A 25803-nucleotide genomic window follows, 5' to 3' on the forward strand; every position below is an offset into this window, starting at 1 on the left:
CAAGTGTCAGCGAGTCAGGCCCATCGCTTCCGCAGCCAGCCGGTGCTTGATCGGGCCAAGACCGTCGAGCCAGCGCATGCCGGTGTTTCGTAGCCATCTCAGCGGTAGCTCATCGCGGGCAAATAACTGTTTAAACCCTTCCATGGCCGCCATCATGGCCAGGTTTTCAGCCTTGCGGCGACGCTGATACCGCGCCAGAACCAGCTCCTCGGCCGGACTGAGGCCCGCGCGCTGGGCCCGGGACAGCTCGTCCAGCAGGGCCCGGACATCGGCGAAGCCAAGATTGGCGCCCTGGCCCGCCAGCGGGTGAATGGTGTGGGCTGCATCGCCCACCAGGGCAAATCCGGTCGCGATGTAATCCTTGGCATGACGCTGGCGCAGCGGAAAGGCGTAACGGCGCGAAACGGCCTGCACCGCCCCTAGCTCCCGCTCAATGGCGAGTTCCAGCTCTGCTGCAAAGTCAGCATCATCCAGCGCCATCAGTCGTCTGGCCTCGTCAGTATCCTGGGACCAGACGATGGAACAGAAATGCTCGTCGCCCGATTCCGGCCGTAACGGCAGGAATGCCAGCGGACCGGTGGGCGAAAACCGCTGCCAGGCGGTAAAACGGTGACTCTGGGCGGTGCGCACGGTGCAGACGATGGCCTGCTGGTCGTAATCCCATTCCCGTACCGGTAACCCGACCCACTGACGCAACCGGGAGTTGGCACCGTCGGCCGCCACCACCAACCGGGCGCCCAATTGCTGTCCGTCCGCCAGTTCGACGCCACGCTGGTTGCCGTCCTGCCACCAACCGGTCACCTTCACGCCATCAATCAACTCTACGCTGCTGTCTTCCAGGGCCTGGAACAGCGCCCGCACCAGGCCGCGGTTCTCGATAATCGTGCCCAGGTCCCTAGCCTGCAAGTCGGCGGCATCAAAATGGATACGGCCGGTGCCATCGCCATCCCACACAGTCATTTTCTGGTAGGGGCAATGGCGCCCGGACATCGCCGCTTGCCAGACTCCCAGGCTCTCCAGCAACTGCTGGCTGGCTCGGGAAATGGCGCTGACCCGAGGCTCGAATTCAGCCACGCTGTCGGCGGGTTCGGGTTGCTTCAGCAGCGTCGCCCGTTCACTACCCTCGATCAGCCCCACCTGCCAGCCCTGACGGGACAGGCCAAGGGCGAGGGCCGAACCGGTCATGCCGCCACCGACCACCAGGATGTCAAAGGCACGGAATTCAGTCATGGCTTGCGGGCTCTCCGGCACCGGTCTTCGGTTTGTGGATCACTGCCCGGCGACCGCCCAGCCCCATGGCCTTACGCGCGAACCAGCGTTTCGCCCCGGGCACCAGGTCAAGCCCCACCAGCCCCGCATCGCGAGCAACAGCCAGCGGTGTCAGGGAGGGACCAAACAGACGGATCAACGAGTCGGAGAACTGGGCGGTCTGTTGCCAGTCCTGCCGGTGTAGCTGCTGGTAGCGGCTAAGAACCTGCAGATCCCCAAGGGACTGACCCTGCTCCACCGCCAGTCGGAATTGCTCCACCAGCGTCATCAAACCTCGCAACGCCAGGTTAAAGCCTTGCCCGGCCACCGGGTGCAATGCGTGGGCGGCGTTACCTACCAGCGCGACGCCGGGTCGCACTGGCTCATCCACGGTAGACAGCGTTAGCGGGTAGTGGCTGCATTCACCAATGCGAGTGAAGCGACCCAGACGCCAGCCAAACCGCTCCTGCAGTCGCTGGCATTTATCGGCATCGTGCAGTGCAAGCACCTGTTCCAGCATTTCATCGCCCAGCGTCCAGACCAGCGCCGATTGTTGGCCGGCCCGGTTGGCCCCGCCATGGGGCAGCAGCGCCATTGGACCTTCATCGGTGAAGCGTTCGAAGGCGCTGAACTGATGGCTTTCGCTGGTGGATACGTTGGCGATGAGGGCGTTCTGGCCATAACTGCGATGGCGCACCTGAAATCCGAGTCGCTCCCGCAAACCGGACCGGCCACCATCCGCGACCACCAGGCACTGGGCAGTCATTCGGTGGCTGTCGTCACCGGTTTTAAGGGCAACGTCCACACCAGCTGCAATCGGTGTCATGTCGACCACTTCCGTGGGCGCCTGCCACTGCACATTGGTCTCAAGCAACTCGCGCATCAGGCAGAGCCCCATCCAGCGGTTGTCCGCCACGTAGCCCAGGGCATCCTGCTGATGTTCGTCGGCATTCAGGCGGGTGGCACCAAAGCGACCCCGGTCCGACACGTGGATGTGCCGAATCGGCGTGGCATGTTCAGACAACCGGCGCCACAGCCCGAGCTCCTCGAAGATCAGCCGTGAGCCCCACGCCAGGGCGGTGGAGCGGGCATCGTAGCTGGGCTGGTAGTCTTCGGGTAGCGCATCGGCCGACAGCGGAAAGGCCTCGACCACCGTCACCCGCAGGCTGGGAACCGCGCGGGCCAGCGCCAGGGCCAGGGTCGCCCCGGCCAGGCCGCCGCCGGCAATGATCAGATCGGTGTCGAATTGGCTCACTGGCTTAGTCCGCCATCAGGGCTTCAATGTCAGGGATGGTCTTGGGAACGCCGTCGGTCAGCACCCGGCAGCCGTCCTTGGTGACCACCACATCGTCTTCGATACGGATGCCGATGCCGCGCCATTTTTCATCGACGCTGGTGTTGTCCGGTGCAATGTACAGCCCCGGCTCCACCGTCAATGCCATGCCCGGCTCCAGCAGACGCCAGGCATCTCCCACTTTGTAGTCACCCACATCGTGCACATCCAGCCCGAGCCAATGTCCGGTGCGATGCATGAAGAAGGGTTTGTAGGCTTCCGCCGCAATGGCGTCATCCAGGGATCCTGACAACAGGCCGAGGTCAATCAGTCCCTGGGTCAGCACCCGGAGGGCCGCCTCGTGAGGATGGTTCCAGTGGTTACCCGGACGCACCGCGTCAATCGCTGCGTACTGGGCTGACAACACTACCTCGTACAGAGCGCGCTGTTCCGGACTAAAAGTACCGCTGACCGGGAAGGTGCGGGTAATGTCCGAGGCGTAGCAATCGTACTCGCAGCCGGCATCGATCAACACCAGATCGCCGTCATTAAGCGGTGCACTGTTTTCGATGTAGTGGAGGATGCAGCCATTGGCGCCGCCACCGACGATGGACGGGTAAGCCGTGGAGCGGGCACCGTGATCCATAAAGGTGTGGATCAGCTCCGCCTCCAGGTTGTACTCATTGCCGCCTCGACGTGCACGTTTCATGGCACGGCAATGCGCCTCCGCACTGATCTCGGCAGCCTTGGCCATCACCTTGATTTCATTGGCGCTCTTGAACAGACGCAGGTCGTGAAGGAAATGCTCCAGCGACACGAATTCGCCCGGCGGGTGGGCTCCGGTGCGGACCTTGCTGCGAATGGTCTTGACCCACTCCATCACCTTGCCGTCAAAGTGCTGGTCTTTGCCCAGCGGGTAGTAGACCCGGCTGCGGCCTTCGATCATGCCCGGCAGGATGTCGTCGATGTCGGAAATCGGGAACGCATCGTCCAGGCCATAGCGCTCGATAGCCCCCTCTGGGCCTACCAGAAAGCCATCCCAAAGCTCTTTCTCGGGATTGCGTTCCTTGCAGAACAGTACGGACTCGCCATGCTCTCGACCGGGAATCAGCGCCAGTACGGCCTCAGGCTCGCCAAAGCCAGTCAGGTACTGAAAATCACTGTCCTGGCGGAACGGGTGCAGCACGTCGCGATTGCGCACTCGCTCCGGAGCTGCCGGAATGATCGCAATGCTCTCAGGGGCCATGCGCTCCATCAGCTTGCGACGGCGCTCGGCAAATTCCTTAACGGGTATCAGGGACGACATAAACTCTCCCGCAATGATTGATCTGCTTAGTGCAGGGTCGGCGATGGCGAAGCCGGTCGCTCTGGTTCGTTGAACTCGGTGAAGACCGCCAGCGCCCCCAGCCGGATATATTCGGTAATTTCCAGCAGCTGTTGCTCGCTCTCGTCGCTGGCCTCTTCGTCATCCGCGAGTTGACTGATCGCGACCATGTCTTCGATCAGTTCGCGGATTTCATCGGGTGCCTGCCCGAGGGCTTCACCGGCAGTCAGTGCCATGCCCTCAAGGAAACCACGGACCCAGGCCACCAGGGCCTCCAGACGCTGCTCGATAGCGTAATCATCGTCCGGCAGCAAAGGATGGAAACTCATGTCGGTCGATTTCAAGTGCGACAGCGTCTGGTCATACGCCTTATTCATGAATGGCGCCAGATCTTCGGAATCATCGGCCGCGTTTTCGGGCAGCCCCATGTGCTCACACACCATATTCAGCCATTCCGGCTCGTCAATACGTGAGCCGGCCGCCAGCCGACCACAGAGCACACCGTGCAGCTCGGACGGATGACTGAACGCCTTGTGAGCGGTAAATACGTTGGCCCAGCGCTCGAATTCAGCGGCGCGGGCAGCACCGGAGGTATCGGTTTCGGACATGAACCGTGCCATTCCTGTGTTGTTGAATGAAGTTTCTATCCTAGCATTCAGGCGCATCCAAGACACTTTTCCATTGCCAATCCCGGCGCAACCGGACAAAATGTTATAACATATCAATTCAGATAAGAGACCACGCCATGCTCTCCACCACAACCCGCCTACTGCCACTACCAGTGCTACTGCTGAGCGCCCTGACCGCATCCGCCGAAAATCTGAATGCCCATCAGCACGGTCAAGCAGAACTGCAACTCGCTATGGACGGCCAACTGGTTGAACTGATGGCCTTATCACCCGCCCATAATTTACTGGGATTCGAGCACGAACCCCGCACGGAAGCAGAACAGGAAGCCGTAGAGTCAGCGCTTACATGGCTAACGGAAACCCCACTTATCAATACCGTGAGCGGATCCTGCAGCATTCAGACCAGCGAAGTTCACTACGCTTTTGCGGGCGACGATGGCGATGATGCTCATCATGAGGAGCATGGCGATCATGAACACGAACACCACGAAAGTGGGGAGGTCACTCACACCGACATTGAAGCTTTCCAGACCCTGATTTGCCCGGACCTGGCCCATGACAGCCAGTTGGTCACGTCGCTGAGCGAGCAGTTTCCGGCCATCGAAGATCTGGATATCGAATGGGCCGGGCCTGAGGGTCAAGGCGCCCTGCGCCTGGAGCAGGGCATTACGGAATTTAGCCTTAAACCCTGAACTTACTGCTCATAAGGCTCCACGGACTTCGCAACGATCGAGTACGATGAGGTACCCAGGTCATTCTCGGTGCGCTCGATGACCAGCGTTCCTTCAATCCAGACCGGGTCGTACAGGGCTTCCAGCTTGAAGCCCTCGTGATACTTTACGTGGATGATCTGATTGGGCGGTGGTGGCGGCACATGGATACAGGCTCCGTAGTAGGGAACCAGAAAAAACTCAAGGATTTCCATATCCTGGGTGGTCTTCAGAGGCACGACGAAACCGGGAATTCGCGCATCGACATCGGACATCTCCGGCACAACACGACCGGTCATGATCTCGTCCGGTAGCAGTGCCGGGCCATCGCCCTCATGCTCTACTTCTGGCATATTTTCCAGCAGGGCCAGATCCTCAGCCGGCATCAACTCCAGCCAGTCCAGCTCCCGGGGCTCGGCGTGGACAGAGAGCGACTGCCCAAGGACGACAAACAACGCAGCGCACACGAAGCCACGGCGGAGCGTTTGAGAGAGTGTCCTAAAAACGAATGGGCAGAGAGCAAATCGGGGAAGACAAAACATCAGAACGCGGTCTCCAGAAAACGGGGCACGGGATTTCGGCAATCATACACCGGACACCAGACGAGCTACATGGCTAGTACGACGGAATTAATCGATCTGAACGAACAACACCCCATCCGGGCGTTGGCAACTGCCGATCTCAGCTATCAATGGGGGCCGGAACAACCGACTCTGACCTTTCCAGACCTGAGTCTGCCACTGGGCCAACACCTGTTTCTTCGAGGAGCCAGTGGCAGTGGCAAGAGCACACTGCTGAGCCTGCTGTCTGGCATGCTCACGCCTGACGCCGGCACCGTGCGCATCCTGGGCAGCCAGCTGGACCGACTTGGTGCCGGCCAGAGGGATCGATTCAGAGCCAATCACATTGGCGTGATTTTCCAGCAGTTCAACCTTGTTCCCTACCTCACCGCCGAAGCCAATGTCACCCTGCCATGCCGCCTGTCGGCACAACGCCGGGATGCTACGGACCCTGAGCCGATCCACGAAGCCCACAGACTGTTAACTGCACTGGCCATTCCCCAGAGCTGCTGGCACCGAAAAGTGACCCAACTGAGCATCGGCCAGCAACAGCGCATCGCCGCCGCCCGGGCATTGATAGGAGGCCCGAGTCTGATTCTTGCAGATGAGCCCACCTCAGCCCTCGACAGCGACAACCGGGACCGGTTTCTGGATCTTCTACTGACGCTGGCCGAAGCCCGCAATACCTCGGTAGTGTTTGTCAGTCACGACCGCGCCCTGGCCCAACACTTTGACCACCAGGTGGAACTGGAGGGAGCTGCATCATGAGCACTCGCCTGGCACTTTCTCTGGCGGGCGCCAGCTTGTGGCACCGCCGCCGGGTCCTGGCACTGGTCTGCCTGACCCTCACCCTCAGCGTAACGCTGTTGTTGGGCATCCAGTACCTCCGTACTGAAGTTAAGGAATCGTTCACCAGCACTGTTAGCGACACCGACCTCATCATCGGCGCCCGCAGCGGGCAGCTGAATCTGCTGCTGTACACGGTGTTCCACTTGGGGGATCCCACCAACAACATTCGCTGGTCTACTTTTCAGGAACTGGAAGCGGACGAGCGAATCGATTGGTTGATCCCCATATCACTCGGGGACACCTACCGGGGCTCCCGGGTCATCGGCACCAACGACAACTTTCTTGAACGGTTCCAGTACGGCCGCGGCCAGTCGTTGCAGCTTGCGCAGGGTCGCTGGTTTGACAGTGTGTTCGATGTCGTCCTGGGGGCCAATGTAGCCGAGAAATTCGACCATGCCGTGGGCGACAGTATCGTACTGTCCCACGGCGGTGGCCGAACCAGCTTTTCCAATCACGACGACACCCCCTTCCATGTTACTGGGATTCTAGAAAGCACCGGAACCCCTGTGGACCAGGCGGTTTACATCAGCCTTTCGGGCATGGAAGCCATGCACGTTGGCTGGGAATCCGGGGTGGCCATTCCCGGTCGCACCCTGACGCCGGAAGAGGCGGAGCAGCGCGACTTCACCCCGAGCGCAATAACGGCTGCCTTTGCCGGACTCGAACGCAAGATCCTCACCTTTCAGGTTCAACGCGAGCTCAATGAGAACACCAGTGAACCTTTATCGGCCATCTTGCCCGGAGTTGCCCTGAGCGAATTGTGGAGACTCATGCGCCAATTTGAGCGGGCCTTAATCGGCATTACCGGCTTTGTGGTGGTTATCAGCCTACTGGGACTGGCGGCCGTGCTGCTGACACTGCAGGCTCAACGCTCCCACGAAATTGCGGTACTGCGCGCAATTGGCGCATCGCCCGGACTGGTCGGCCTGCTCTACGTAATCGAAGCCGTTGTCCTGGCCCTTGTCGCCTGTATCCTGGCGCTGCTGATCGGAGCGGTGGCGGTAACGGCACTGGCGCCCTGGCTTCAGGCCAGCTATGGCCTGCAGATTCAGCTCCGCCCGTTGAGTGCAGTGGAATGGGGCCTGCTGGCTTCAGTGCCCATGGCCGCATTGCTGGTAGCCCTGATTCCGGGCATCCGGACCTGGAAGCAAAGCCGCTCACTGGGGTTGGGTGAGGTGGCTGAACCGTGACTGGCGTCAACACCGGGGTGTAATGACATCCCTGTAAATTGACCGACTTAGCGTCCGCACTTATAGTTACCTGCAATGAAAACAACCAATGCTGGGCACGCGATGGAACAGTCCGAAGTACAGGCATTAGCGGACAAGCTCGATAAGCTGATCGAGCGCTGTCAGAAACTGGAGCGGGACAACACCACGCTGCGGGAGCTGCAGGATGACTGGAACCGGGAACGGGCCCAGTTAATGCACAAGAATGATCTTGCGAAAAACAAGATCGAAGCCATGATTGGTCGCCTGCGGGCACTGGAGCACCACTGATGTCGAAGCAGTCCACCACCGCTGAGGTAAAGATTCTCGATAAGGAGTATCTGGTTGCTTGCCCTGACGAAGAGCGTGACGCTCTGACCCGTGCTGCCCGTCATCTCGATAGCAAAATGCGGGAGATTCGCGCCAGCGGGAAGGTGTTCGGCACCGAACGCATTGCGGTCATGGCTGCCCTGAACATCACCCATGAACTGCTTGAGCGAGACACCATGTCTGATACTACCAGCTCCGTTCTGAAGGCGATGGACAGCAAGCTGAACAATGCTCTGGGCGATTCGTCCGGACAGTAACCACTGCGTAAATTTTGGTAAGGGTTTCCGAAACAGGTGTTGCAATCGGCCCCGGCAGTACCCGTATAATGAGGTCAACTTCCTGGGCTGTGCGGGATATTCGGATACGTCCTCGAGCCGATGCGCATTACCCAGGTGGCTACTTTAGGGCATTGTGAGCACGTCCCCGTCAGGGGAAAGCCTAATATGTCACAGCGGCCACCGACCTTGAACTTTGGGTTCAAGGGCAACATCCGATAACGGCAGCCCGGGAAGCTTTATTTTGAGCCAGTTTATCGCCCCTCAACCGTTCGATACCCAGCGAAATACCCGATCTCGCAGTGACCTGCGCAAGCACCTACGCCAGCAACGACGAGCGCTTCCCTACGAACAGCAGCAACAGGCCGCAGAACAGCTCGCGCTGAATCTACTGACCCACCCTGATTTGCACCGGGCACGCCATATCGCTATCTACCTGCCCAACGATGGCGAGATCGACCCCAGATTGTATATGGATCTTGCTGAACGCAAAGGTGTTCGCTTTTATTTACCGGTTCTGCACCCGATTCACACCGGCACACTGGTGTTCAGCCCCTTCACCGACACGTCTGAACTGAAAGCCAATCGATTCGGCATACCGGAGCCTGCTTTCAGCAAAGGCCTGAAACGACCTGCCTGGGCCCTGGATGCGGTGTTGTTTCCATTGGTGGGTTTTGACGAGAACGGTGGCCGGCTAGGTATGGGCGGCGGATTTTACGATCGTACGTTCGCTTTCACGCGAGTGCGTCCGAGGTTGGCGCCCAAACTTATCGGGCTAGCCCATGATTTTCAGAGAGTGCAGGAGTTACCGACTGAGACCTGGGATATACCGCTGCATGGCGTGGTGACGGACCAACGCTGCTACCGATTCCGGCGACTGTCGACGGCCTGATAGGCATCCATGTTGATGCTGGAGTATGCGCGGGATGGAGCTTCGGATGCCTGAATGGTCGTAAACCCAGTAATCACAAGGCCGGCAGCGAAAATCAGTACGACGGCTTTGATGATGTCAGGTTTGCCACCCATGGTCTTCTTCCTTCAAAAATTTTTGCTAAAAGACTGGAAAATCAGCCGACTATTCTTGTTATTAAGAATTAGTCGAAAGATTATCACGCATCTTCAGTTTTACAATTTTTGACAGGTTACCATTAGGTAATATTTTGCCCGCTATGCGCGGGGACGGCCTGTAAAATACAGCCGGGAGTGGACGCCAAGCCGGAAAGACGTTCCAAAACCCGCTCAAGTACATCCATGTAGCGCTTGAGCTCCGCCATCCATGGCTCCGCACAGTTTTGGAACGCCTTTTCGGCCCGGCTATCAGGTTCGTTATTTCGCCTGATGATTGCCGGCCCCAAGGAACAACTGATAAGCCTCGTTATCGGTCATGTCTTCGTACCGGAATCCGACCTTATCAAGCATTTTCTCGAAGTCTTTCACCTCGTCGTCATTCACCTGCGCACCCAGCAACACGCGGCTATAGGCGGCGCCGTGGTTGCGGTAATGGAACATCGAAATATTCCAGCGAGTGCCCAGTGACATCAGGAACTTCATCAAAGCACCTGGGCGCTCCGGGAACTCGAACTGGTACACCCGCTCGTTGGTGATCGCCGGTGCATGACCACCCACCATGTGGCGAATGTGCTGCTTGGCCAGATCGCTGTCGGTGAGGTCGATCACGCCATAGCCTGCTTCCCGAAGGTCCTGCACCAGATCCTCTCGGCCATGCCCACCGGCCTGCACCTGGATTCCCACAAAGATAGTAGCTTGAGCGCTATCGGCGTAGCGGTAGTTGAATTCGGTGATGCTGCGCTTGTGCAGGGCGTTGATGAACGTCTTGAAAGCGCCTGGTTGCTCAGGGATGGTGACCGCCAGGATAGCCTCACGCTGCTCACCGATCTCCGTACGCTCGGAGATGTAACGCAAACGATCGAAGTTCATGTTGGCGCCACTCAGAGTCGCCACCAGGTTCTCGTCCTCGATCTGCTCTCGCTGGATGTACTTCTTCACGCCAGCAACACCCAGAGCCCCGGCCGGCTCGGCAATCGACCGGGTGTCCTCGAACACATCCTTGATCGCTGCACAGATTTCATCGGTGGAAACGGTGATAACCTCATCCACGTAATCCTTGCAGATCTCCCAGGGGTATTCGCCAATCTGTTTAACCGCAACACCGTCGGCGAAGATGCCTACCTCGTCCAGAATCACCCGCTCGCCGGCCTTGAGTGCCGCCTGCAGGCAGTTGGAATCCTCGGGCTCCACGCCAATCACCTTGATCTCAGGGCGCAGGTATTTGATGTAGGCGGCCATGCCGGCGATCAGGCCACCGCCACCAACGCAGATGAAGATGGCGTGGATGGGTTTGCTCAACTGCCACATGATTTCCATCGCCACCGTACCCTGCCCTGCGATCACATCCGGATCGTCGTAAGGCGGGATGTAGGTGTAACCATGCTTCTGGATCAGCTCCTGAGCGTGGGTGGCGGCCTCGTCAAAGGCATCACCCTTGAGTACCACTCGGGCACCGTGGTCGCGCACCGAGCGCACCTTGATCTCCGGCGTGGTCTGGGGCATCACAATCACCGCCTTGATGCCCAGTTTCTTGGCCGCCAGCGCCACGCCTTGGGCATGGTTGCCCGCTGAGGCACAGATCACGCCCTTGGCCTTCTGTTCCTCAGACAACTGGGCAATCCGGTTGTACGCGCCGCGAATCTTGAAGGAAAACACCGGCTGCAGGTCTTCGCGCTTGAGCAGAATGTTGTTGCCAAAGCGCTTGGACAAACTGCGGGCTTCAGTCAGCGGTGTTTCGATGGCCACGTCATAGACGCGCGCATCGAGGATCTTCTTGATATAGCGTTGCGGCATGGTGCTTCCGTTCTGGTTGTGTTCAGGGAAAACCCACAGTGTAGAAAGATTGCACGGTAGCCGTCTATAAGCTTGCCGCCCTCAGAGGCTATAATGGCGCCAAACTCAATCAGATTTGCACCCGGAGCTCCAGATGACACAGGACGAACTCAAAAAAACCGTAGCCAAGGCCGCCATCGACTACATTGCGCCGAGACTGAATAGTGACAGTGTCGTGGGCGTCGGCACCGGAAGCACCGCCAACTTTTTTATCGACATGCTGGCAGAACTTAAAACCGACTTTGACGGTGCCGTGGCGAGCTCAGAGGCCACCGCTGAGCGCCTGAAGAGCCATGATATTCCGGTTTACGACCTCAACAGTGCGGGCATCCTGGAGTTCTACGTCGACGGCGCCGATGAAACCAACGAGCGCCTGGAGCTGATCAAAGGCGGCGGTGCTGCCCTGACCCGGGAAAAGATCGTTGCTGCCGTTGCCGACACCTTCATATGCATTGCCGACGAATCCAAGATGGTGGGTGTACTTGGCAGTTTCCCACTGCCGGTGGAAGTCATTCCGATGGCACGCAGCCACGTAGGACGTGAAATCGTCAAACTGGGCGGCGATCCGGTCTATCGGGAAGGCGTGGTTACCGACAATGGCAACATCATTATCGACGTGCACAACCTCGACATCTCCCGTCCGATCGACATCGAAGAGAAGCTGAACAACATCGTCGGCGTGGTCACCAACGGCCTGTTCGCCCGCCGGCCAGCGGATCTTTTGCTGCTGGGTACAGCGACCGGCGTGACCAGCATTCCGCGCAAGTAGACCGAGTTTTTTCGGCCCTCCATGCCAGCTTTTTCGGGGGCCGATATCACTCGAAGCGGTTGGCCCAGATGTTGTCTCGAGCACCATCGGATTGTTGCCACACGGCAATGGCCCTGCCGTCGGCGTCGAACGCGACTTGTGGAGAGCGGGCACGGTTGATCTCGTCGGTCTCGATAAGCTCAGCCTCTCTCCAGGTGTTGCCGTCAAAGCGATTGGCCCAGATGTGGTTCCGCGAACCATCGGATTGATGCCATACGGCAAGAGCCCGGCCTTTGGCGTCCAGGGCGATTTGCGGTGCAACAGCACTGCCAGCGTTGTCGGTCTCGATTTGCTCCGCCGCGCCCCAAGCGCCGCCATCAAATCGATTGGCCCATATGTTGTTGCGAGCACCATCGAATTGTTGCCAAACAGCTATGGCCCCGCCATCGGCATCGAGAGCTATTTGTGGGCCGGAGGCTCCGCCAGCATTGTCGGTTTCAATCTGCTCGGCCGTTCCCCAGGCATTGCCGTCAAAGCGGTTGGCCCAGATGTTGTCTCGAGTACCATCGGACTGAATCCATACAGCAAAAGCCTGACCGTCGGGGTTAATTGCGATTTGGGGAGCCGCGGCTTCGCTAGCGATGTCAGTCTGTATCCGACTAGCAGTTCCCCAGGCACTGCCGTCGAAACGATTACCCCATATGTTAGTGCGAGAGCCATCGAATTGCGCCCACACGGCAAGAGCCCGGCCGCTAGCATCGAGCACAATTTGCGGAACGGAGGCATCTCCGAGGCCGCCTGAATTGTCGGCCTCGATTAGCTCAGCCGCTCCCCAATCGGTTCCGTCAAAGCGGCGCGTCCATATTCTGTACCAGGAGCCATCAAACTGCGCCCATATTGCAATGGCTCGGCCGTCAGCATCGATAGCGACCTGGGGAGAGCGGGAATTCACCAAGTCGTCGACATCGATCACTTCAGCCGCTCCCCAGGCACTGCCATCAAACCGATTAGCCCACACACTGATCCGAGTATTGCCAACTTGTGTCCACACAGCGACGGCTTGACCACCTGCATTGAGGGCGATTTGGGGTGCCGAGGCGGCTCCGCCACTGCCGGCTTCGATGATCTCCGCCACTCCCCAAGAGGTACCATCAAAGCGGTTGGCCCATATTTTGTGCCGAGAGTCCTCGAATTGCTCCCAGACCGCCAGAGCCCGTCCGTCGGCATCGACGGCAATCTGGGACGCGTTAGCACCACCGACATTGTTGGTCTCAATCAACTCAGCAGTCTTCCACGCGCCGTCAGCAGCGGTGAATGACCACGTATACTCCGCAGCCAACGGGTTACCGCTGAGGTCCGTGATTTCGGTGCCTAGCGTTGCACTGTAGGCTTCCAGCATGGAAAGCGGCGTGTTCGGAGAAAAGCTTGCGGTGTTGCTATTGGCGTCGAATTCGACCGTACCTGCGTGGTTGTTGCTGTCTGCAGACCTTATTAACGAGAAACTGTCCTCGTCTACGGATTCCGCAAAAATATCCTCATCAAATTCGGCGGTGATCGCACCCGTTCGCGACACGCCCTCACTGCCATCCGATGGATTAATCGCCCGAACAGCAGGAGGCGTGGTATCCGATTCAACAACAGCCGGCGTAGTATCCGGTTCAGCAGCCTTGCTCCCAGACTTACCGGAGCTGGCATCCCAGTCGCATCCATTGAGCGTTCCAGCGATCAAAAGAAGTGTGCCGATACGGCAATTGGCAGAACCAAACAACAATCTCCACATAGGACAGCCTCCAAGTAGAGAATCGATCAGCTCCTCGGTTCAGTCAGGTTTTGGACCGGGAACCAAATAATGTGTAAAGCCAAAATGCAGTGTGCTGACAGGCCTGTCCCTTTTTTTATCGCCCAGAGCGCCTGAAGATGCCCGTGCATCGTCCCAAGCAGAGCGAGCTTTCTGTGTATCCCTCATTTGAAGTTTAGGTGAGCTCGGTGGAGATGCCAGCGTTGTTCCGCTTTCTTTACAGTCAGGTCAGCCCATTTTGCTCGCTGACTTTTTCTCCCTCCTCCCTCGCCCTGCTCAACTTCCCCACCACCCAACAAACCAAGCGCTTGCTTGGCTTAAAAAAATGCGCAACACTGCCTGCTGCGAACTTAATGCAAGGGAGCCTTCGCGTGGCCGATTACTTCAATGACATTCACGAGCAGGCGCGGCTAAGCGCCCGGAAATTCATCAGCACCCATGTGCTGCCGCACATCGACGACTGGGAAGAGGCCGGCGAATTTCCCCGAGAGCTCTACCAGAAAGCGGGTGACGCGGGCCTGCTGGGCATCGGTTTTCCGGAAGAACTGGGCGGAACCGGCGAGGGCGACATCTTCCTGAGGGTGGCAGTATCAGAAGAACTCATGCGTTCTACCTCCGGCGGCCTGGTGGCCGGTCTCGGCTCGCTCGACATTGGCTTGCCACCGGTGGCGAAATGGGCCAGGCCCGACTTGCGCGAGCAGATCGTGCCGCCGGTGCTGCGGGGTGAGAAGATCTCCGCCCTGGCGATCACCGAACCCGGCGGCGGTTCCGACGTCGCCAACCTGAAAACCCGAGCCGTCAGAGACGGCGACCATTTCATCGTGAATGGCAGCAAGACCTTCATTACCAGCGGACTGCGCGCCGACCATTACACCGTCGCAGTGCGAACCGGTGGCGAAGGCCACGGCGGTGTCAGCCTGTTGCTGATCGACCGGGACATGCCCGGCTTCTCCACCGGCAATAAGCTGCGGAAAATGGGCTGGTGGGCTAGCGACACCGCGGAACTGTTCTTTGAGGATTGCCGGGTGCCCGCAGACCGTTTGATCGGCGCGGAAAACGCCGGCTTTGCAGTCATCATGAGCAATTTCCTGGCCGAGCGCCTGATGCTGGCGATCATGGCCTACATGACAGCGCAGCTCGCTTATGAGGCCGCCCTGGATTACACCCGCCAGCGCGAGGCCTTTGGCCGCAACCTCACCGGTTATCAGGTTACCCGCCACAAACTGGTGGACATGGCCACCCAGATCGACGTGGCCCGTGAATACACCTACCGCTGTGCGACGCTGATGCAGGCGGGCAAGAACCCGGTCAAGGAAGTGGCCATGGCCAAGAACTTCTCGGTCGAGGTCTGCGAAAAGGTGACCCGCGAAGCGGTGCAGCTGTTCGGCGGCATGGGTTACATGCGTGAGTCTGTCGTTGAGCGCCTGTACCGGGATGCCAAGATACTCTCCATTGGCGGCGGCACTACGGAAATCATGAAAGAGCTGATTGCCAAACAACTCACGCTGTAAAGGGGTGGAGGAGAACCGCCTGTCCCTATCGTAATTTCTTGCCGGGGCAGACCTACCAACGTTTAGTTTCGAACTGCAGGAGACTTCCGTATAATTGCGCCCACTTTTTAACCGCAGTTAACGTACCTCACGCATCAGGAAGGATTAGCTATGCAATTCGATAATATCCCTGCCGGCAAGAACCCGCCGGAAGACATCTACGTTGCCATTGAAATCCCGGCCAACAGCTCGCCGGTCAAGTACGAACTGGACAAGGACATGGGTGCCCTGCTGGTAGATCGCTTCATGGCCACCCCGATGTTCTACCCGGCCAACTACGGTTTCATCCCGCACACCCTAGCCGACGACGGCGACCCGCTGGACGTGCTGGTTGTTACTCCCTACCCGGTGCAGGCAGGCTCTGTGATCCGCTGCCGCCCGGTTGGCGTCCTGAACATGGAAGACGAAGCCGGTGGCGATGCCAAGCTGGTTGCGGTTCCCCACGACAAACTGACCACTGCATACCAGAGCGTACAGGACATCGAAGACCTGCCCCAGTTGCTGCGTGACCAGATCAAGCACTTCTTCGAAAACTACAAGACCCTGGAGCCCGGCAAGTGGGTCAAGGTCCAGGGTTGGGCCGATGCAGCCGCAGCCAAGCAAGCCATTGTCGATTCCATCAAAGCCTACAAGGGCTGACCTGACGGATTGCAAGGCATAAAAAAACCGGGCAGCTGCCCGGTTTTTTTATGGTTCCGACTATCCCGCTGATTAACCCCGGGACAGCAGATCCCGCATATCGCTGATAGCCGCATTAGCCCGCGACAGATAAGCCGCCATGGTCAGCGAATGGTTCGCCAGTACGCCAAAGCCACTACCGTTCAGCACAACGGGACTCCACATGGATCCCTGGGCACCTTCCAGCTCGATGATGACCTGCTTCACACTCGCCATGGCGTTCTTGTCCTGAAGCACTTTGCGGAAATCCACTTCAATAGCCCGGAAGATATGAAGCAAAGCCCAGGAGCTGCCACGGGCCTCATAGAACACATCGTCGATTTCAGTCCAGGGCGTTTTCACGTCGATAGCCCCGGTTTCCTCTTCGAGCGGATTATCCTGATTAACATTGGCTACTGCGTCCGAAACCGACGCCTTGCCGACACTCTCACCCAGAGTCCGAGAAAGACTGCCCAGCCGGGTTTCCAGATCCGCCAGCCAGTTGCTCAGGTTGTCGGCGCGAGCAAAGAATTGGGCATCGGCCTGTTCCGGATCTGAGAGACGATTGAGGTAGCGCTTGAGTGCGCCGATGCCGCGACGATACTCAGCTTCGGTGGAGGGAATGGCCCAGCTTCCGCTGTCGAAGTGCAGCTGAGGTTCGGCGACGGTCAGATCGCGGTCTTCAGCAGACTGACTCTGTGAACGGCTGATGTCCTTACGCAAGGCGCGGGACAAATCCCGCAACTGCACCAGCACGCCGTATTCCCAGTTGGGCATGTTGTCGAGCCACAGCCCCGGGGGGAAAATGTCATTGGAGATGTAACCGCCCGGCTTGTCCAGCAGGGTCTCAGCAATGCGGATGGTGGTGGCTGTAGTGGCGAAGCCCGTGATCGGCTCGCGCTGCATGCTGTTGGCCAGGGAGCGTGTGTGTTCGCGAACGGAGAAGGCTTCTGGCTCGCTGCTCCAATACATGCCCAGAACCACGGTCACCAGCAGGTACACCACCAGCAGGATCAGGATAAATTTACCGACCACACCGCTGCCACCGGCATAATCCTGTGCATCATCTTTCTTGTCCCTGAAATACTGTCTGAGTTTGCCTGGCATAGACTGTTATTCCCCTGTCGGTTGTTGGTCTGCCGCAAATGGTCGTCCGAGATGGTAACCCATGGCCCCGTCGATACCCAGCTTACAGAGTACCGAGTACTCCGCCGCTGTCTCCACGCCGGTGGCAAACACCTTGACGCCCCGACTGTGCGCGATGGACACCACGGACTCGAGGTAGAAACGATTCTCCTCATGGGTATCTATATCGTGAATGAACGAGTTATCGATACGCAATGCCTGAACACTCAGATTCCTCAAGTAACTAAAGGGCAGACCCCCAACCCCAAACCGGTCGACCAGTACCGGCACGCCCAGTCGAACCAGGGCACGAACCAGCAGACCCACTGCGGTTCTGTGGTGATGAATTATGTGCTCGGAAATACCGACCCAGAGATTCCCTGCCCCGGGCCCTGTCGCCTCCAACTGGGCGATGAACTCCTTGCGGAATTCCTCACTGGCCACGGAGGCGCTTCCCAGTGATATCGCCAGAGACCGTTCTGGATGTTCTATAAGGCAGGTGAGAACTCGCTGGATCAGCATGCGATCAATATCCGATATCAAACCGAAGCGTTCAGCGATGTGAATAAAAGCACCGGCTTTCAGCATACCCTCGGGTCCCTCGATGCGGGAAAACACCTGATGATAAACTGGCTGGCTCTGCTGTTCGCTGACCATAGGCTGCAACCACAGTGACAACTTCTGATCCTGGATTGCCTGACTGATGATGACCCGCCAGGTTTCCAAGTTGTGATGGCCCTCCTTGTCAGGTTCCGCCATGTAACAATCGGATTCCTCACTTTCCTGAGCCAGCCGCAAGGCTTCATCGGCGGCGGCCAGCACCTCCCCAATGCCACGACCTTCCGACGTGCGCGCCAAACCGGCATGGACAGCGGTGTCCAGTGGCGCCGCCAGATCTGCATAGAGCCCATCCAGCTCCGACACCAGCTCCTTACACCAGACACCGGCATCCGCCAGCAGCGCGCCGGGTACAAAAATAGAAAACTCAGCCCCGGCACGGCGACCGGCAAATGAACCTATATGCGACTCAACGAATCCGTTGACTACCTCGGCGGCCCGCAGCAATACCCGGTCGGCTTCACTGCGCCCGTAAGCCTGGTTGTAACTGGCAAACTCCGATAACCGCACCAGGATGAGAACCCCGGGCGCAGCCCTTTCCTCTGACTCCACCTCCGCCTTCAGCCGCTGGTCGAACGCGCTGCGACTGGACAGACCGGTCACCGGGTCTTCACTGTTCATCCGCCGCAGATGCTGAATCAGTTTCGCCTGCCCTTCAAACAGCTGGCCCAGGTCATCCGCCATTTGATTCATGGCCGCGGTGACCTGATTCAGCTCCCTGGTCGACTGTACCGCCACCCGCTGCCGAAAATTGCGCTGACCCAGCGCCTGGGCCTGCAGTTCCAGTGCCCTCAGCGGTCGCAACGTTCGCTTCAGCAGGAGGAAAAGCAGGAACAACCCAATTCCGCCAATGAACGCTGTACTGGCAATCAAGCCGATAGTGATCCGCCACAAGTCCTGATAGGCCCGACCGGGGTTGCTCACAACCTGGACTTTGCCCAGACGACTCCAGCCCCGCACCACTTCGGCTTCCGCCACCGGCAACTTGAGATTGGCAATCGACCGGAACCAGTCGGGCACCGAGCTACTGGACCGATTCATGGTACGACCGGCGACTTCGGTGCCCTCATGGTTAAGGTATCGGACCGACAGGTACCGGCCACTGTCGAATACGGCATCGATCAGGGACGACGCCGCCACTGGATCGCGGGCGTCGATGGCATTGGAAAGCGACAGGCCGACGGCAGTGGCGCCGTCATGGGCGTGGCCGGCAAGCTGCTCGGAGACGTAGGTTCGAAAATAGCCGTAGCTGGTGATGAAGCCAGCAACAAGCACCAGCACCAGTAGCGAGCCGGTGAACAGCAACAGAATGGCCCGTAGAGTGACTGCGCCAGACTGCCTGGGATCAATCACGCTGTGCGTATCCGCCATGACAGATCTCTCCGATAGGCTGCGCGCCCGCCGGTCAATGGATTGTGACTAGCACCGCAGAGTTGACAAACATTTACAACGAGCAACCTACGCCGACAACTCTAAACACTATAGACTCTGCATAGGGACTAAGCTGGAAAATTCGTCCTGACTGCAATGGACAACCAATAACGAAAAGAGACAGGCCAGAGCACCATGAATGACGAAAGCCAGAAAGAGAAACTCAGGCAACATTTCGCACGACGTGTAACAACCCAGGCGCGGGTTGTACTGGACACCTGGCAGGAGATTCACAAGGACCGCAACCTGGCTGGCGCTTTGCGAGATGAGTTTGCGGCGGCAACCGATAAGCTGGTGCGCTACGCCCAGCGCTTTGAAATGACCAGCCACGCCGAGGCCGGCACCCAGATTCTGGAATTATTGAAGGACTGGCAGGCCAATTCGCCACTGGAAGATGATCTTGAGCGCCCAATCCAGGACGCCATTGAATCGCTGTCCCGAAGCACCCTGCGTCGCACCGATCAGGAGAACACCGAAGCGCCGCACCAGTTCCGTCGCACACCGGTGTACATTGCCTTAGCTAATGAGGAGATGGCTGTCCGGCTGATCCGCCAGCTTGAATTCTTTGGCTTCCGAGCGGAAGCGTTTACCTCAGCAGAGAAGCTTATAGACGCCTGCGCCCTGCACAAGCCCGAAACCATCCTGATGGATGTGAATTTCAGCGGTGTTGTGAACGCGGGCATTGCCACCATTGAGCAACTGCAGGAGCGCCACGACACACCCATCCCCATCATCTTTGTGAGCGACGAGGACGGCAGCATTGAGACCCGGTTACGAGCCTCTCGTTGTGGCGGCGAAGAGTTTTTCTACCCGGCGGTCGATCCCGGCCAGCTGATTGAAAAGATCGAAACCTACACCCACGGCAATTCCGTCGAGCCCTACAAGGTGCTGGTGCTGGACGATTCCCGGGCTCAGGCCAAGTACATGGAAACCGTGCTGCGCAAGGCCGGCATGACCGCCCACATCATCACCGACCCGCTGCAGATCATTCATGCCCTGGAGGAGTTCTCCCCGGAGATCATCATTCTCGACATGTACATGCCCGGCTGCACCGGTATGGAGATCGCCCGGGTAATTCGCCAACAGGATCGCTTCCACAGTGTGCCGATCATTTACCTGTCAGCCGAAGAAGACGTGACCAAACAGCTGCATGCCATGAGCCTGGGTGGCGACGACTTCCTGACCAAACCCATTGATCCCAAGCATCTGGTTTCTACCATCCACAACCGGGGGCGGCGGGCCCGTTCGCTGCTCGCCCTGATGATTCGTGACAGCCTGACTGGCCTGTACAACCACACTCACACTCTGCACCTGCTGGAGCAGGAAATCGTGCGAGCCCGGCAGAAAGAGCAGTCGTTGTGCTTTGTCATGCTCGACATCGATTACTTCAAGAAAGTGAACGACACCTTTGGCCACCCCATAGGTGACCGCGTGTTGCGCAGTCTTTCGATGTTCCTCAAACAACGTCTGCGCAAGACCGACCATATCGGACGCTACGGCGGCGAGGAATTCGCCATCATCCTGCCCGATACCCGGCCCAGCGATGCCCGCAACGTGCTTAACGAAATTCGCGAGCGCTTTTCCGAGTTACTGCAGCCCGCGGGTGATCGCGAGTTCAATGTCACCTTTAGCTGTGGCGTTGCCAGCTGGGACAATGAAAGCTCACAAGCCCTGTGCGAACGCGCCGACCGTGCGCTCTACTCCTCCAAGGAACAGGGGCGCAACTGCGTCACACTGGCTGAGACATAAGCCCAAGAAGAGCCGGGCAGGCCCTCTGAACCTGCCCGGCTCCGTATTCCCCCTATGAAACCAACGTCGTATAGCGCTAAGCGCCACCCTTCACGACAATGATTGTCATCAACGGAAAGATCCCGTTTCGGTTTTCAGCCTTTTTTTACGACCAATGGACAACATGGATGATTGTCAAAAAGTATTGATCTGAATGAAACAAGCACGCACCATTATGGGAACGTGCTGTTATTTTCGGCGATCCTGTAAAAAAGACATCAAGGCAGACTGAACCATGTCGACAATTCTCGTGCTCCATGGCCCGAACCTGAACATGCTCGGAACCCGCGAGCCCGAGGTCTATGGCCACGAGACTCTGAACGACATCGACGATCGACTGCGACAACAAGCGGCAGACCTAGGACATCATCTGCTCCACCTGCAGTCCAACGCCGAGTATGAGTTGATCGAACGGATTCATGAAGCAAGGGCCGAAGGCGTGGATTACATCCTTATCAATCCGGCCGCGTTCACCCACACCAGCATTGCCCTCCGGGATGCGATGCTGGCGTCGGGCATCCCCTTCATTGAAGTGCATCTTTCCAATGTCCATGCGCGGGAATCGTTCCGCCATCACTCGTATTTTTCCGATATCGCCGATGGCGTTATCTGTGGGCTGGGTAGCCAGGGGTACGACCTTGCCCTCCAGGCAGCCCTGCAGCGCATTCACCGATAGACCAGACATAACGGGACTGGATTAACTATGGATATTCGCAAAGTCAAAAAACTGATCGAACTGCTTGAAGAATCCGACGTCGAAGAGTTGGAGATTCACGAAGGAGACGATTCGGTTCGCATCTCCCGACGCCGCGAGCAGGTTGCCGGCACCCAGTACGTGAGCCATTACCCGGCTCCGGCGCCGCAATCAGCACCTGCCCAGGATTCTGCGCCCGCGCCGGCTCAGGAAAGCGCAGCACCCGCCGCACCCAGCGGACACTCCCTGAAGTCGCCGATGGTCGGCACTTTCTACCGCGCACCTTCACCCTCTGCGAAAGCATTTGTTGAAGTGGGCCAGTCTGTGAAAGCCGGTGAGGTTATCTGCATCGTTGAAGCGATGAAGATGATGAACCAGATCGAGGCCGACAAGAGCGGTACCGTCACGGAAATTCTGGTCGAGAACGGCCAGCCGGTGGAGTTTGATCAGCCCCTGATCGTCATTTCCTGAACTCGGTGATAGCTACTCATGGCCATGTTAGAAAAAGTTCTGATCGCAAACCGGGGTGAAATTGCCCTCCGGATCCTGCGTGCCTGCAAAGAGCTGGGCATTAAGACTGTAGCGATTCATTCCAAGGTCGATCGCGACCTGATGCACGTTAGGCTGGCAGACGAATCCGTTTGCATCGGACCTAACAGCCCGCTGGAAAGCTACCTGAACATCCCCACCATCATCAGCGCTGCCGAAGTGACCGATTCCGTAGGCATTCACCCCGGCTACGGTTTTCTTGCGGAGAACGCCGATTTTGCTGAACAGGTGGAAAAAAGCGGATTCCACTTCATTGGTCCCAAGGCCGACACCATCCGATTGATGGGTAACAAGGTCTCCGCGATCAATGCCATGATCAGCGCAGGCGTACCGACGGTACCCGGGTCTGATGGCCCGATCACCGACGACGACGAGCGCACTCTGCGCATCGCCCGCGAAATTGGCTATCCGGTCATGATCAAGGCGGCGTCAGGCGGCGGTGGCCGGGGCATGCAGGTGGTGCACTCGGAAGCCGCGCTGCTCAAGGGTGTGCAGATCACCCAGAGTGAAGCCCGCAATGCCTTTGGCGACCCGACCGTGTACCTGGAAAAATTCCTGGAGCGGCCACGTCACGTGGAAGTTCAGGTACTGGCAGACATGCACGGCAACTGCATTCATCTGGGCGACCGAGACTGCTCAATGCAGCGCCGTAACCAGAAGGTGATCGAAGAAGCACCGGCACCAAATGTGAACCCTGAGTCCCGAGAGCGCACTCTCAAGGCCTGCGTTGATGCCTGTAAGGAAATCGGTTACGTGGGTGCCGGTACGTTCGAGTTCCTGTACCAGGACGGCGAGTTCTACTTCATCGAAATGAACACCCGGGTTCAGGTGGAACACCCGGTATCCGAGATGGTCACCGGTGTCGACATCGTGCGCGAGCAGCTGCGTATTGCCAGTGGCTTGCCGCTGCAGTACACCCAGGATGACATCCGGATCTCCGGGCATGCGATCGAGTGCCGGATCAATGCCGAAGACCCGAAGACCTTCGTTCCCAGCCCAGGCAAAGTGAAGCACTTCCACGCACCCGGCGGTAACGGGGTTCGTGTCGACTCGCACCTTTACAGCGGCTACACCGTTCCGCCTTTCTATGATTCCCTGATTGCCAAGCTGATCACCTGGGGTGATGACCGGGAAATCGCTCGCCGACGCATGAAGAACGCATTGGATGAGCTGGTCGTCGAAGGCATCAAGACCAATCAGTCTCTGCATGGGAAACTGGTGCGCGACGGCGGCTTTAAACAGGTAGACTTCACCATCCATTACCTTGAAAAGCTGATGCGGGACTGACGTCCTGCATCGTCACCGCAGGAACCTCTATGCCCTGGATACAACTACAGATCCCAGCTGACCCGGATAACGCCGATCAGCTGGAAGATCTGCTCATGGAAATGGGCGCTGATGCCGTCTCCATGGAAGACGCCGCTGACCAACCACTGTACGAGCCCGATCCGGGCACCACACCACTGTGGAGTCAGACGACGGTTACCGGGCTGTTCCAGTCCGACCGGGACATTGACCAACTGTGCGCCGATGTTCGAGATGCCTGGCACCAGGCCACTCAGCAAACCCTCCCCGACATTGACGTCACCCTGGTCGAAGACAAGGACTGGGAACGGGCGTGGATGGACGATTTCGAGCCCCTGAAATTTGGCGAACGCCTATGGATCGTGCCCAGCTGGCACGATGCCCCGGACCCCGACGCCGCCAACCTGATGCTGGATCCCGGCCTGGCCTTCGGCACCGGGACCCATCCGACCACGGCCCTGTGCCTGGAGTGGCTCGACGGCCAGGACATGCAGAACCGGCAAGTGACCGATTATGGCTGCGGCTCCGGTATCCTCGGCCTGGCGGCCCTGTTGCTCGGTGCGGATCATGTGGTGGGTGTCGATACCGATCCCCAGGCGCTGGATGCCAGCCGCGAGAATGCCCGACGCAACGGCGTGGCCGATGACCGGCTCACCCTGTACCTGCCGGAAAACGAGCCCAACTCTGCAGTCGATGTCATGCTGGCCAACATTCTCGCCCAGCCCTTGATCGGCCTGGCACCGCACCTGGCCAAGCTGACCAAGCCCGGTGGCGACCTTGTCCTATCCGGAATCCTGTCCCATCAGGCCCGCGAAGTGATGGCGGCCTATGAACCCTGGTTCATCATGGACGAGCCCGAGCAACGCGAGGAATGGATACGCCTCACAGGACGGCGCCACAACGGATGACGAACAGTGCCTTAGCGACTAAACTGCGCACTCGTAGCCCCGTCGCTTTCAGGAACAAAGCATGACCTCGAGCAGCCTGCAGACCCAATGCCCAAAATGCGAGACCCGGTTCCGGGTAACGGATGAACAACTTGGTATCGCCAAGGGCAAGGTCCGCTGCGGGAACTGCTTGTCGGTATTCAACGCCATCGAGCATCAGGTGATGCCCCGGAGCAGCTCGAAGCCAGCAGCGGCTCAGCCCGAGCCGGAGACCTCCGGAGATTATCGTACCCCTGAAGAAGACTTCGTCTTCGCCGACAACCCCGAGGAAGACGCCAGCGAAGGACCTTACGCCGGCACCAAGCTGACCTTCTCCGACGACGAACTCAGCGATAGCTTCCGCACCATGGATGACAAGCGTGGCAGCGACTTCCAGGATGCCGTGGACGACGGCACCACCAAAGACGCGGACGAAAGCTGGGCCGAGGCCATCCTGAATGAAACGGCCAAACCCGCCAGCAAGCCGGCACCTGAAGGCGAGCCTCCAGAAAAAGTCCAGGCCTCCGAACCAGAACCGGACGTTCCCACCGAAACCGCCGAGCCAAGCTTTGATCCGGGCATGACTTCGGACTTCGAGCCGGAACCCGAGACTAAGCCCGTCCAGACATCACCGGAAACCGAGCCACAAGACGACTTCTACGAACCATTTGGCAACGACACTGACTTTGACTTCGATGCCAGGGACGACCAGCTGAGCGAACCCATGGCTGCGACCCTGCCCTACGACAACCTGCGCCGGGAACCGGTATCCGTTCGAGGCGACAACTCAGGCAAGCTGCGCACGGTCATATGGTCAGTGGTGGTGCTGTCGTTGATTGGCATCCTGGTGGCGCAAGTGGCCTGGTTCCAGTTTGACCGCCTCTCCTCTATCCCCGAGCTGCGCCCGTTCTACGAGAAAGGGTGCGCCATCGCCGGCTGTAAGCTGAAGCCGCTGATCAATGTCGATGCCATCCAGAGCCGCAAACTGGTCGTTCGAACCGATCCGGACAACCGCAGTCAGCTGGTGGTGAACGCGGTAATCATCAACCGCGCCGACTTTGAACAGCCCTTCCCGGCCATCGCCCTGACCTTCTCCAACCTAAACGGCGATGTCGTGGCTCAAAGTATTTTCACGCCGGACGAGTACCTTGCCGGTGAAGGCCAGGGACTCAGCGCCATGCCCAAGGATACGCCGGTACGTATCGCCATCGAAATCCGCGATCCCGGCAAGGATGCAGTGAATTACAACCTGAACTTCCGCCCCTATACGCCCTGATGTGATAAGCAAGTGTTTACTCAACAGTGAA

The 25803-nt window shown here is 58.5% G+C and carries 25 protein-coding genes and 1 other RNA gene; 16 read left to right on the plus strand and 10 right to left on the minus strand.

Annotation, left to right across the window (positions count from 1 at the left end; translation table 11 throughout):
- Positions 1 to 6: 6 nt before the first annotated feature.
- Genes QUE89_RS15120 through QUE89_RS15135 form a run of 4 tightly spaced genes read right to left on the minus strand, consistent with a single transcriptional unit; the run spans position 7 to position 4453 of the window.
- Entirely contained in the window at positions 7 to 1230 is a 1224-nt protein-coding gene (locus tag QUE89_RS15120; RefSeq protein WP_286220872.1) for a UbiH/UbiF/VisC/COQ6 family ubiquinone biosynthesis hydroxylase, read from the minus strand.
- Complete coding sequence (gene ubiH / locus QUE89_RS15125; protein WP_286220873.1) at positions 1223 to 2503, minus strand: 2-octaprenyl-6-methoxyphenyl hydroxylase; 1281 nt, start codon at positions 2501 to 2503, stop codon at positions 1223 to 1225. The genes QUE89_RS15120 and ubiH overlap by 8 nt, the downstream gene beginning before the upstream one ends.
- Before the next feature lie 4 nt (positions 2504 to 2507).
- The gene (gene pepP / locus QUE89_RS15130; RefSeq protein ID WP_286220874.1) at positions 2508 to 3827 is read right to left on the minus strand and encodes a Xaa-Pro aminopeptidase; all 1320 of its coding nucleotides are present in this window, start codon (positions 3825 to 3827) and stop codon (positions 2508 to 2510) included.
- Between the two features lie 26 nt (positions 3828 to 3853).
- Positions 3854 to 4453, minus strand: a complete 600-nt coding sequence (locus tag QUE89_RS15135; RefSeq protein WP_286220875.1) for a UPF0149 family protein — start codon at positions 4451 to 4453, stop codon at positions 3854 to 3856.
- Between the two features lie 137 nt (positions 4454 to 4590).
- On the opposite strand from QUE89_RS15135, the gene QUE89_RS15140 reads away from it, so the two are divergent.
- A complete protein-coding gene (locus QUE89_RS15140) occupies positions 4591 to 5166 on the plus strand; it encodes a ZrgA family zinc uptake protein (RefSeq protein WP_286220876.1) in 576 nt (191 codons plus the stop codon).
- A gap of 2 nt (positions 5167 to 5168) precedes the next feature.
- On the opposite strand, the gene QUE89_RS15145 is transcribed toward QUE89_RS15140, so the two are convergent.
- Entirely contained in the window at positions 5169 to 5570 is a 402-nt protein-coding gene (locus tag QUE89_RS15145) for a DUF3299 domain-containing protein (RefSeq protein WP_286222920.1), read from the minus strand.
- Positions 5571 to 5795: 225 nt separating this feature from the next.
- Here QUE89_RS15145 and QUE89_RS15150 point away from each other — a divergent pair, with 225 nt between their 5' ends.
- The 6 genes from QUE89_RS15150 to QUE89_RS15175 all read left to right on the plus strand — a co-directional run bounded on the left by QUE89_RS15150 (position 5796) and on the right by QUE89_RS15175 (position 9298).
- Positions 5796 to 6512, plus strand: coding sequence for an ABC transporter ATP-binding protein (locus QUE89_RS15150; protein WP_286220877.1), 717 nt, complete (start codon positions 5796 to 5798; stop codon positions 6510 to 6512).
- Entirely contained in the window at positions 6509 to 7783 is a 1275-nt protein-coding gene (locus QUE89_RS15155) for an ABC transporter permease (RefSeq protein ID WP_286220878.1), read from the plus strand. Before QUE89_RS15150 ends, QUE89_RS15155 begins: the two co-directional genes overlap by 4 nt.
- A 102-nt stretch (positions 7784 to 7885) precedes the next feature.
- Complete coding sequence (locus QUE89_RS15160; protein WP_041343222.1) at positions 7886 to 8092, plus strand: TIGR02449 family protein; 207 nt, start codon at positions 7886 to 7888, stop codon at positions 8090 to 8092.
- Entirely contained in the window at positions 8092 to 8388 is a 297-nt protein-coding gene (locus QUE89_RS15165) for a cell division protein ZapA (RefSeq protein WP_286220879.1), read from the plus strand. The genes QUE89_RS15160 and QUE89_RS15165 overlap by 1 nt, the downstream gene beginning before the upstream one ends.
- A 76-nt stretch (positions 8389 to 8464) precedes the next feature.
- A non-coding RNA gene (gene ssrS, locus QUE89_RS15170) (6S RNA) lies at positions 8465 to 8646 on the plus strand.
- A gap of 4 nt (positions 8647 to 8650) precedes the next feature.
- On the plus strand, positions 8651 to 9298 hold the full coding sequence (locus QUE89_RS15175) for a 5-formyltetrahydrofolate cyclo-ligase (protein ID WP_286220880.1): 648 nt from the start codon (positions 8651 to 8653) through the stop codon (positions 9296 to 9298).
- On the opposite strand, the gene QUE89_RS15180 is transcribed toward QUE89_RS15175, so the two are convergent.
- Entirely contained in the window at positions 9268 to 9432 is a 165-nt protein-coding gene (locus tag QUE89_RS15180; RefSeq protein ID WP_286220881.1) for a hypothetical protein, read from the minus strand. The genes QUE89_RS15175 and QUE89_RS15180 overlap by 31 nt on opposite strands.
- 300 nt (positions 9433 to 9732) lie before the next feature.
- A complete protein-coding gene (ilvA, locus tag QUE89_RS15185; protein WP_286220882.1) occupies positions 9733 to 11268 on the minus strand; it encodes a threonine ammonia-lyase, biosynthetic in 1536 nt (511 codons plus the stop codon).
- Positions 11269 to 11401: 133 nt separating this feature from the next.
- On the opposite strand from ilvA, the gene rpiA reads away from it, so the two are divergent.
- Complete coding sequence (rpiA, locus tag QUE89_RS15190; protein WP_286220883.1) at positions 11402 to 12076, plus strand: ribose-5-phosphate isomerase RpiA; 675 nt, start codon at positions 11402 to 11404, stop codon at positions 12074 to 12076.
- A gap of 46 nt (positions 12077 to 12122) precedes the next feature.
- Here the strand turns inward: rpiA and QUE89_RS15195 are convergent, their stop codons facing one another.
- Complete coding sequence (locus QUE89_RS15195) at positions 12123 to 13835, minus strand: Ig-like domain-containing domain (RefSeq protein WP_286220884.1); 1713 nt, start codon at positions 13833 to 13835, stop codon at positions 12123 to 12125.
- Between the two features lie 371 nt (positions 13836 to 14206).
- Here QUE89_RS15195 and QUE89_RS15200 point away from each other — a divergent pair, with 371 nt between their 5' ends.
- Together QUE89_RS15200 and ppa are read left to right on the plus strand one after the other, a co-directional pair.
- A complete protein-coding gene (locus QUE89_RS15200) occupies positions 14207 to 15364 on the plus strand; it encodes an acyl-CoA dehydrogenase family protein (RefSeq protein ID WP_286220885.1) in 1158 nt (385 codons plus the stop codon).
- Between the two features lie 150 nt (positions 15365 to 15514).
- A complete protein-coding gene (gene ppa / locus QUE89_RS15205) occupies positions 15515 to 16042 on the plus strand; it encodes an inorganic diphosphatase (protein WP_286220886.1) in 528 nt (175 codons plus the stop codon).
- A gap of 72 nt (positions 16043 to 16114) precedes the next feature.
- Here ppa and QUE89_RS15210 read toward each other — a convergent pair whose 3' ends face one another.
- Together QUE89_RS15210 and QUE89_RS15215 are read right to left on the minus strand one after the other, a co-directional pair.
- Positions 16115 to 17167 carry a DUF2333 family protein gene (locus QUE89_RS15210; protein WP_286220887.1) on the minus strand — a complete coding sequence of 351 codons (1053 nt, stop codon included), beginning with the start codon at positions 17165 to 17167 and terminating at the stop codon, positions 16115 to 16117.
- A 6-nt stretch (positions 17168 to 17173) separates the two neighbouring features.
- A complete protein-coding gene (locus QUE89_RS15215) occupies positions 17174 to 19174 on the minus strand; it encodes a bifunctional diguanylate cyclase/phosphodiesterase (protein WP_286220888.1) in 2001 nt (666 codons plus the stop codon).
- Between the two features lie 195 nt (positions 19175 to 19369).
- Here QUE89_RS15215 and QUE89_RS15220 point away from each other — a divergent pair, with 195 nt between their 5' ends.
- The 6 genes from QUE89_RS15220 to QUE89_RS15245 all read left to right on the plus strand — a co-directional run bounded on the left by QUE89_RS15220 (position 19370) and on the right by QUE89_RS15245 (position 25772).
- Positions 19370 to 20983: a diguanylate cyclase gene (locus tag QUE89_RS15220; protein WP_286220889.1), complete on the plus strand. Its 1614-nt coding sequence runs from the start codon at positions 19370 to 19372 to the stop codon at positions 20981 to 20983.
- 274 nt (positions 20984 to 21257) lie between these two features.
- Positions 21258 to 21698 (plus strand): type II 3-dehydroquinate dehydratase, encoded by a 441-nt coding sequence (aroQ, locus tag QUE89_RS15225; RefSeq protein WP_286220890.1) that lies wholly within the window; start codon positions 21258 to 21260, stop codon positions 21696 to 21698.
- Positions 21699 to 21725: 27 nt separating this feature from the next.
- Complete coding sequence (accB, locus tag QUE89_RS15230) at positions 21726 to 22187, plus strand: acetyl-CoA carboxylase biotin carboxyl carrier protein (RefSeq protein ID WP_286220891.1); 462 nt, start codon at positions 21726 to 21728, stop codon at positions 22185 to 22187.
- An 18-nt stretch (positions 22188 to 22205) separates the two neighbouring features.
- Positions 22206 to 23552 carry an acetyl-CoA carboxylase biotin carboxylase subunit gene (accC, locus tag QUE89_RS15235; protein ID WP_286220892.1) on the plus strand — a complete coding sequence of 449 codons (1347 nt, stop codon included), beginning with the start codon at positions 22206 to 22208 and terminating at the stop codon, positions 23550 to 23552.
- Positions 23553 to 23581: 29 nt separating this feature from the next.
- Entirely contained in the window at positions 23582 to 24478 is an 897-nt protein-coding gene (gene prmA / locus QUE89_RS15240; RefSeq protein WP_286220893.1) for a 50S ribosomal protein L11 methyltransferase, read from the plus strand.
- Between the two features lie 61 nt (positions 24479 to 24539).
- Positions 24540 to 25772, plus strand: coding sequence for a DUF3426 domain-containing protein (locus QUE89_RS15245; RefSeq protein ID WP_286220894.1), 1233 nt, complete (start codon positions 24540 to 24542; stop codon positions 25770 to 25772).
- Positions 25773 to 25803 lie beyond the last annotated feature (31 nt).

The sequence above is a fragment of the Marinobacter sp. LA51 genome, from assembly GCF_030297175.1.
Lineage (GTDB): Bacteria > Pseudomonadota > Gammaproteobacteria > Pseudomonadales > Oleiphilaceae > Marinobacter > Marinobacter apostichopi.

Excerpts from the sequence above, each read along its gene's own strand:
- QUE89_RS15200 (WP_286220885.1), top strand. The coding sequence starts at position 14,207 with ATGCAAGGGAGCCTTCGCGTGGCCGATTACTTCAATGACATTCACGAG.
- QUE89_RS15180 (WP_286220881.1), bottom strand. The coding sequence starts at position 9,432 with ATGGGTGGCAAACCTGACATCATCAAAGCCGTCGTACTGATTTTCGCT.
- QUE89_RS15245 (WP_286220894.1), top strand. The coding sequence starts at position 24,540 with ATGACCTCGAGCAGCCTGCAGACCCAATGCCCAAAATGCGAGACCCGG.
- aroQ (WP_286220890.1), top strand. The coding sequence starts at position 21,258 with ATGTCGACAATTCTCGTGCTCCATGGCCCGAACCTGAACATGCTCGGA.
- rpiA (WP_286220883.1), top strand. The coding sequence starts at position 11,402 with ATGACACAGGACGAACTCAAAAAAACCGTAGCCAAGGCCGCCATCGAC.
- pepP (WP_286220874.1), bottom strand. The coding sequence starts at position 3,827 with ATGTCGTCCCTGATACCCGTTAAGGAATTTGCCGAGCGCCGTCGCAAG.
- QUE89_RS15150 (WP_286220877.1), top strand. The coding sequence starts at position 5,796 with ATGGCTAGTACGACGGAATTAATCGATCTGAACGAACAACACCCCATC.
- QUE89_RS15145 (WP_286222920.1), bottom strand. The coding sequence starts at position 5,570 with ATGCCGGCTGAGGATCTGGCCCTGCTGGAAAATATGCCAGAAGTAGAG.
- QUE89_RS15135 (WP_286220875.1), bottom strand. The coding sequence starts at position 4,453 with ATGTCCGAAACCGATACCTCCGGTGCTGCCCGCGCCGCTGAATTCGAG.
- accB (WP_286220891.1), top strand. The coding sequence starts at position 21,726 with ATGGATATTCGCAAAGTCAAAAAACTGATCGAACTGCTTGAAGAATCC.
- ppa (WP_286220886.1), top strand. The coding sequence starts at position 15,515 with ATGCAATTCGATAATATCCCTGCCGGCAAGAACCCGCCGGAAGACATC.
- QUE89_RS15160 (WP_041343222.1), top strand. The coding sequence starts at position 7,886 with ATGGAACAGTCCGAAGTACAGGCATTAGCGGACAAGCTCGATAAGCTG.
- QUE89_RS15210 (WP_286220887.1), bottom strand. The coding sequence starts at position 17,167 with ATGCCAGGCAAACTCAGACAGTATTTCAGGGACAAGAAAGATGATGCA.
- QUE89_RS15140 (WP_286220876.1), top strand. The coding sequence starts at position 4,591 with ATGCTCTCCACCACAACCCGCCTACTGCCACTACCAGTGCTACTGCTG.
- accC (WP_286220892.1), top strand. The coding sequence starts at position 22,206 with ATGGCCATGTTAGAAAAAGTTCTGATCGCAAACCGGGGTGAAATTGCC.
- QUE89_RS15165 (WP_286220879.1), top strand. The coding sequence starts at position 8,092 with ATGTCGAAGCAGTCCACCACCGCTGAGGTAAAGATTCTCGATAAGGAG.
- QUE89_RS15220 (WP_286220889.1), top strand. The coding sequence starts at position 19,370 with ATGAATGACGAAAGCCAGAAAGAGAAACTCAGGCAACATTTCGCACGA.
- QUE89_RS15195 (WP_286220884.1), bottom strand. The coding sequence starts at position 13,835 with ATGTGGAGATTGTTGTTTGGTTCTGCCAATTGCCGTATCGGCACACTT.
- QUE89_RS15120 (WP_286220872.1), bottom strand. The coding sequence starts at position 1,230 with ATGACTGAATTCCGTGCCTTTGACATCCTGGTGGTCGGTGGCGGCATG.
- prmA (WP_286220893.1), top strand. The coding sequence starts at position 23,582 with ATGCCCTGGATACAACTACAGATCCCAGCTGACCCGGATAACGCCGAT.
- ilvA (WP_286220882.1), bottom strand. The coding sequence starts at position 11,268 with ATGCCGCAACGCTATATCAAGAAGATCCTCGATGCGCGCGTCTATGAC.
- QUE89_RS15155 (WP_286220878.1), top strand. The coding sequence starts at position 6,509 with ATGAGCACTCGCCTGGCACTTTCTCTGGCGGGCGCCAGCTTGTGGCAC.
- QUE89_RS15215 (WP_286220888.1), bottom strand. The coding sequence starts at position 19,174 with ATGGCGGATACGCACAGCGTGATTGATCCCAGGCAGTCTGGCGCAGTC.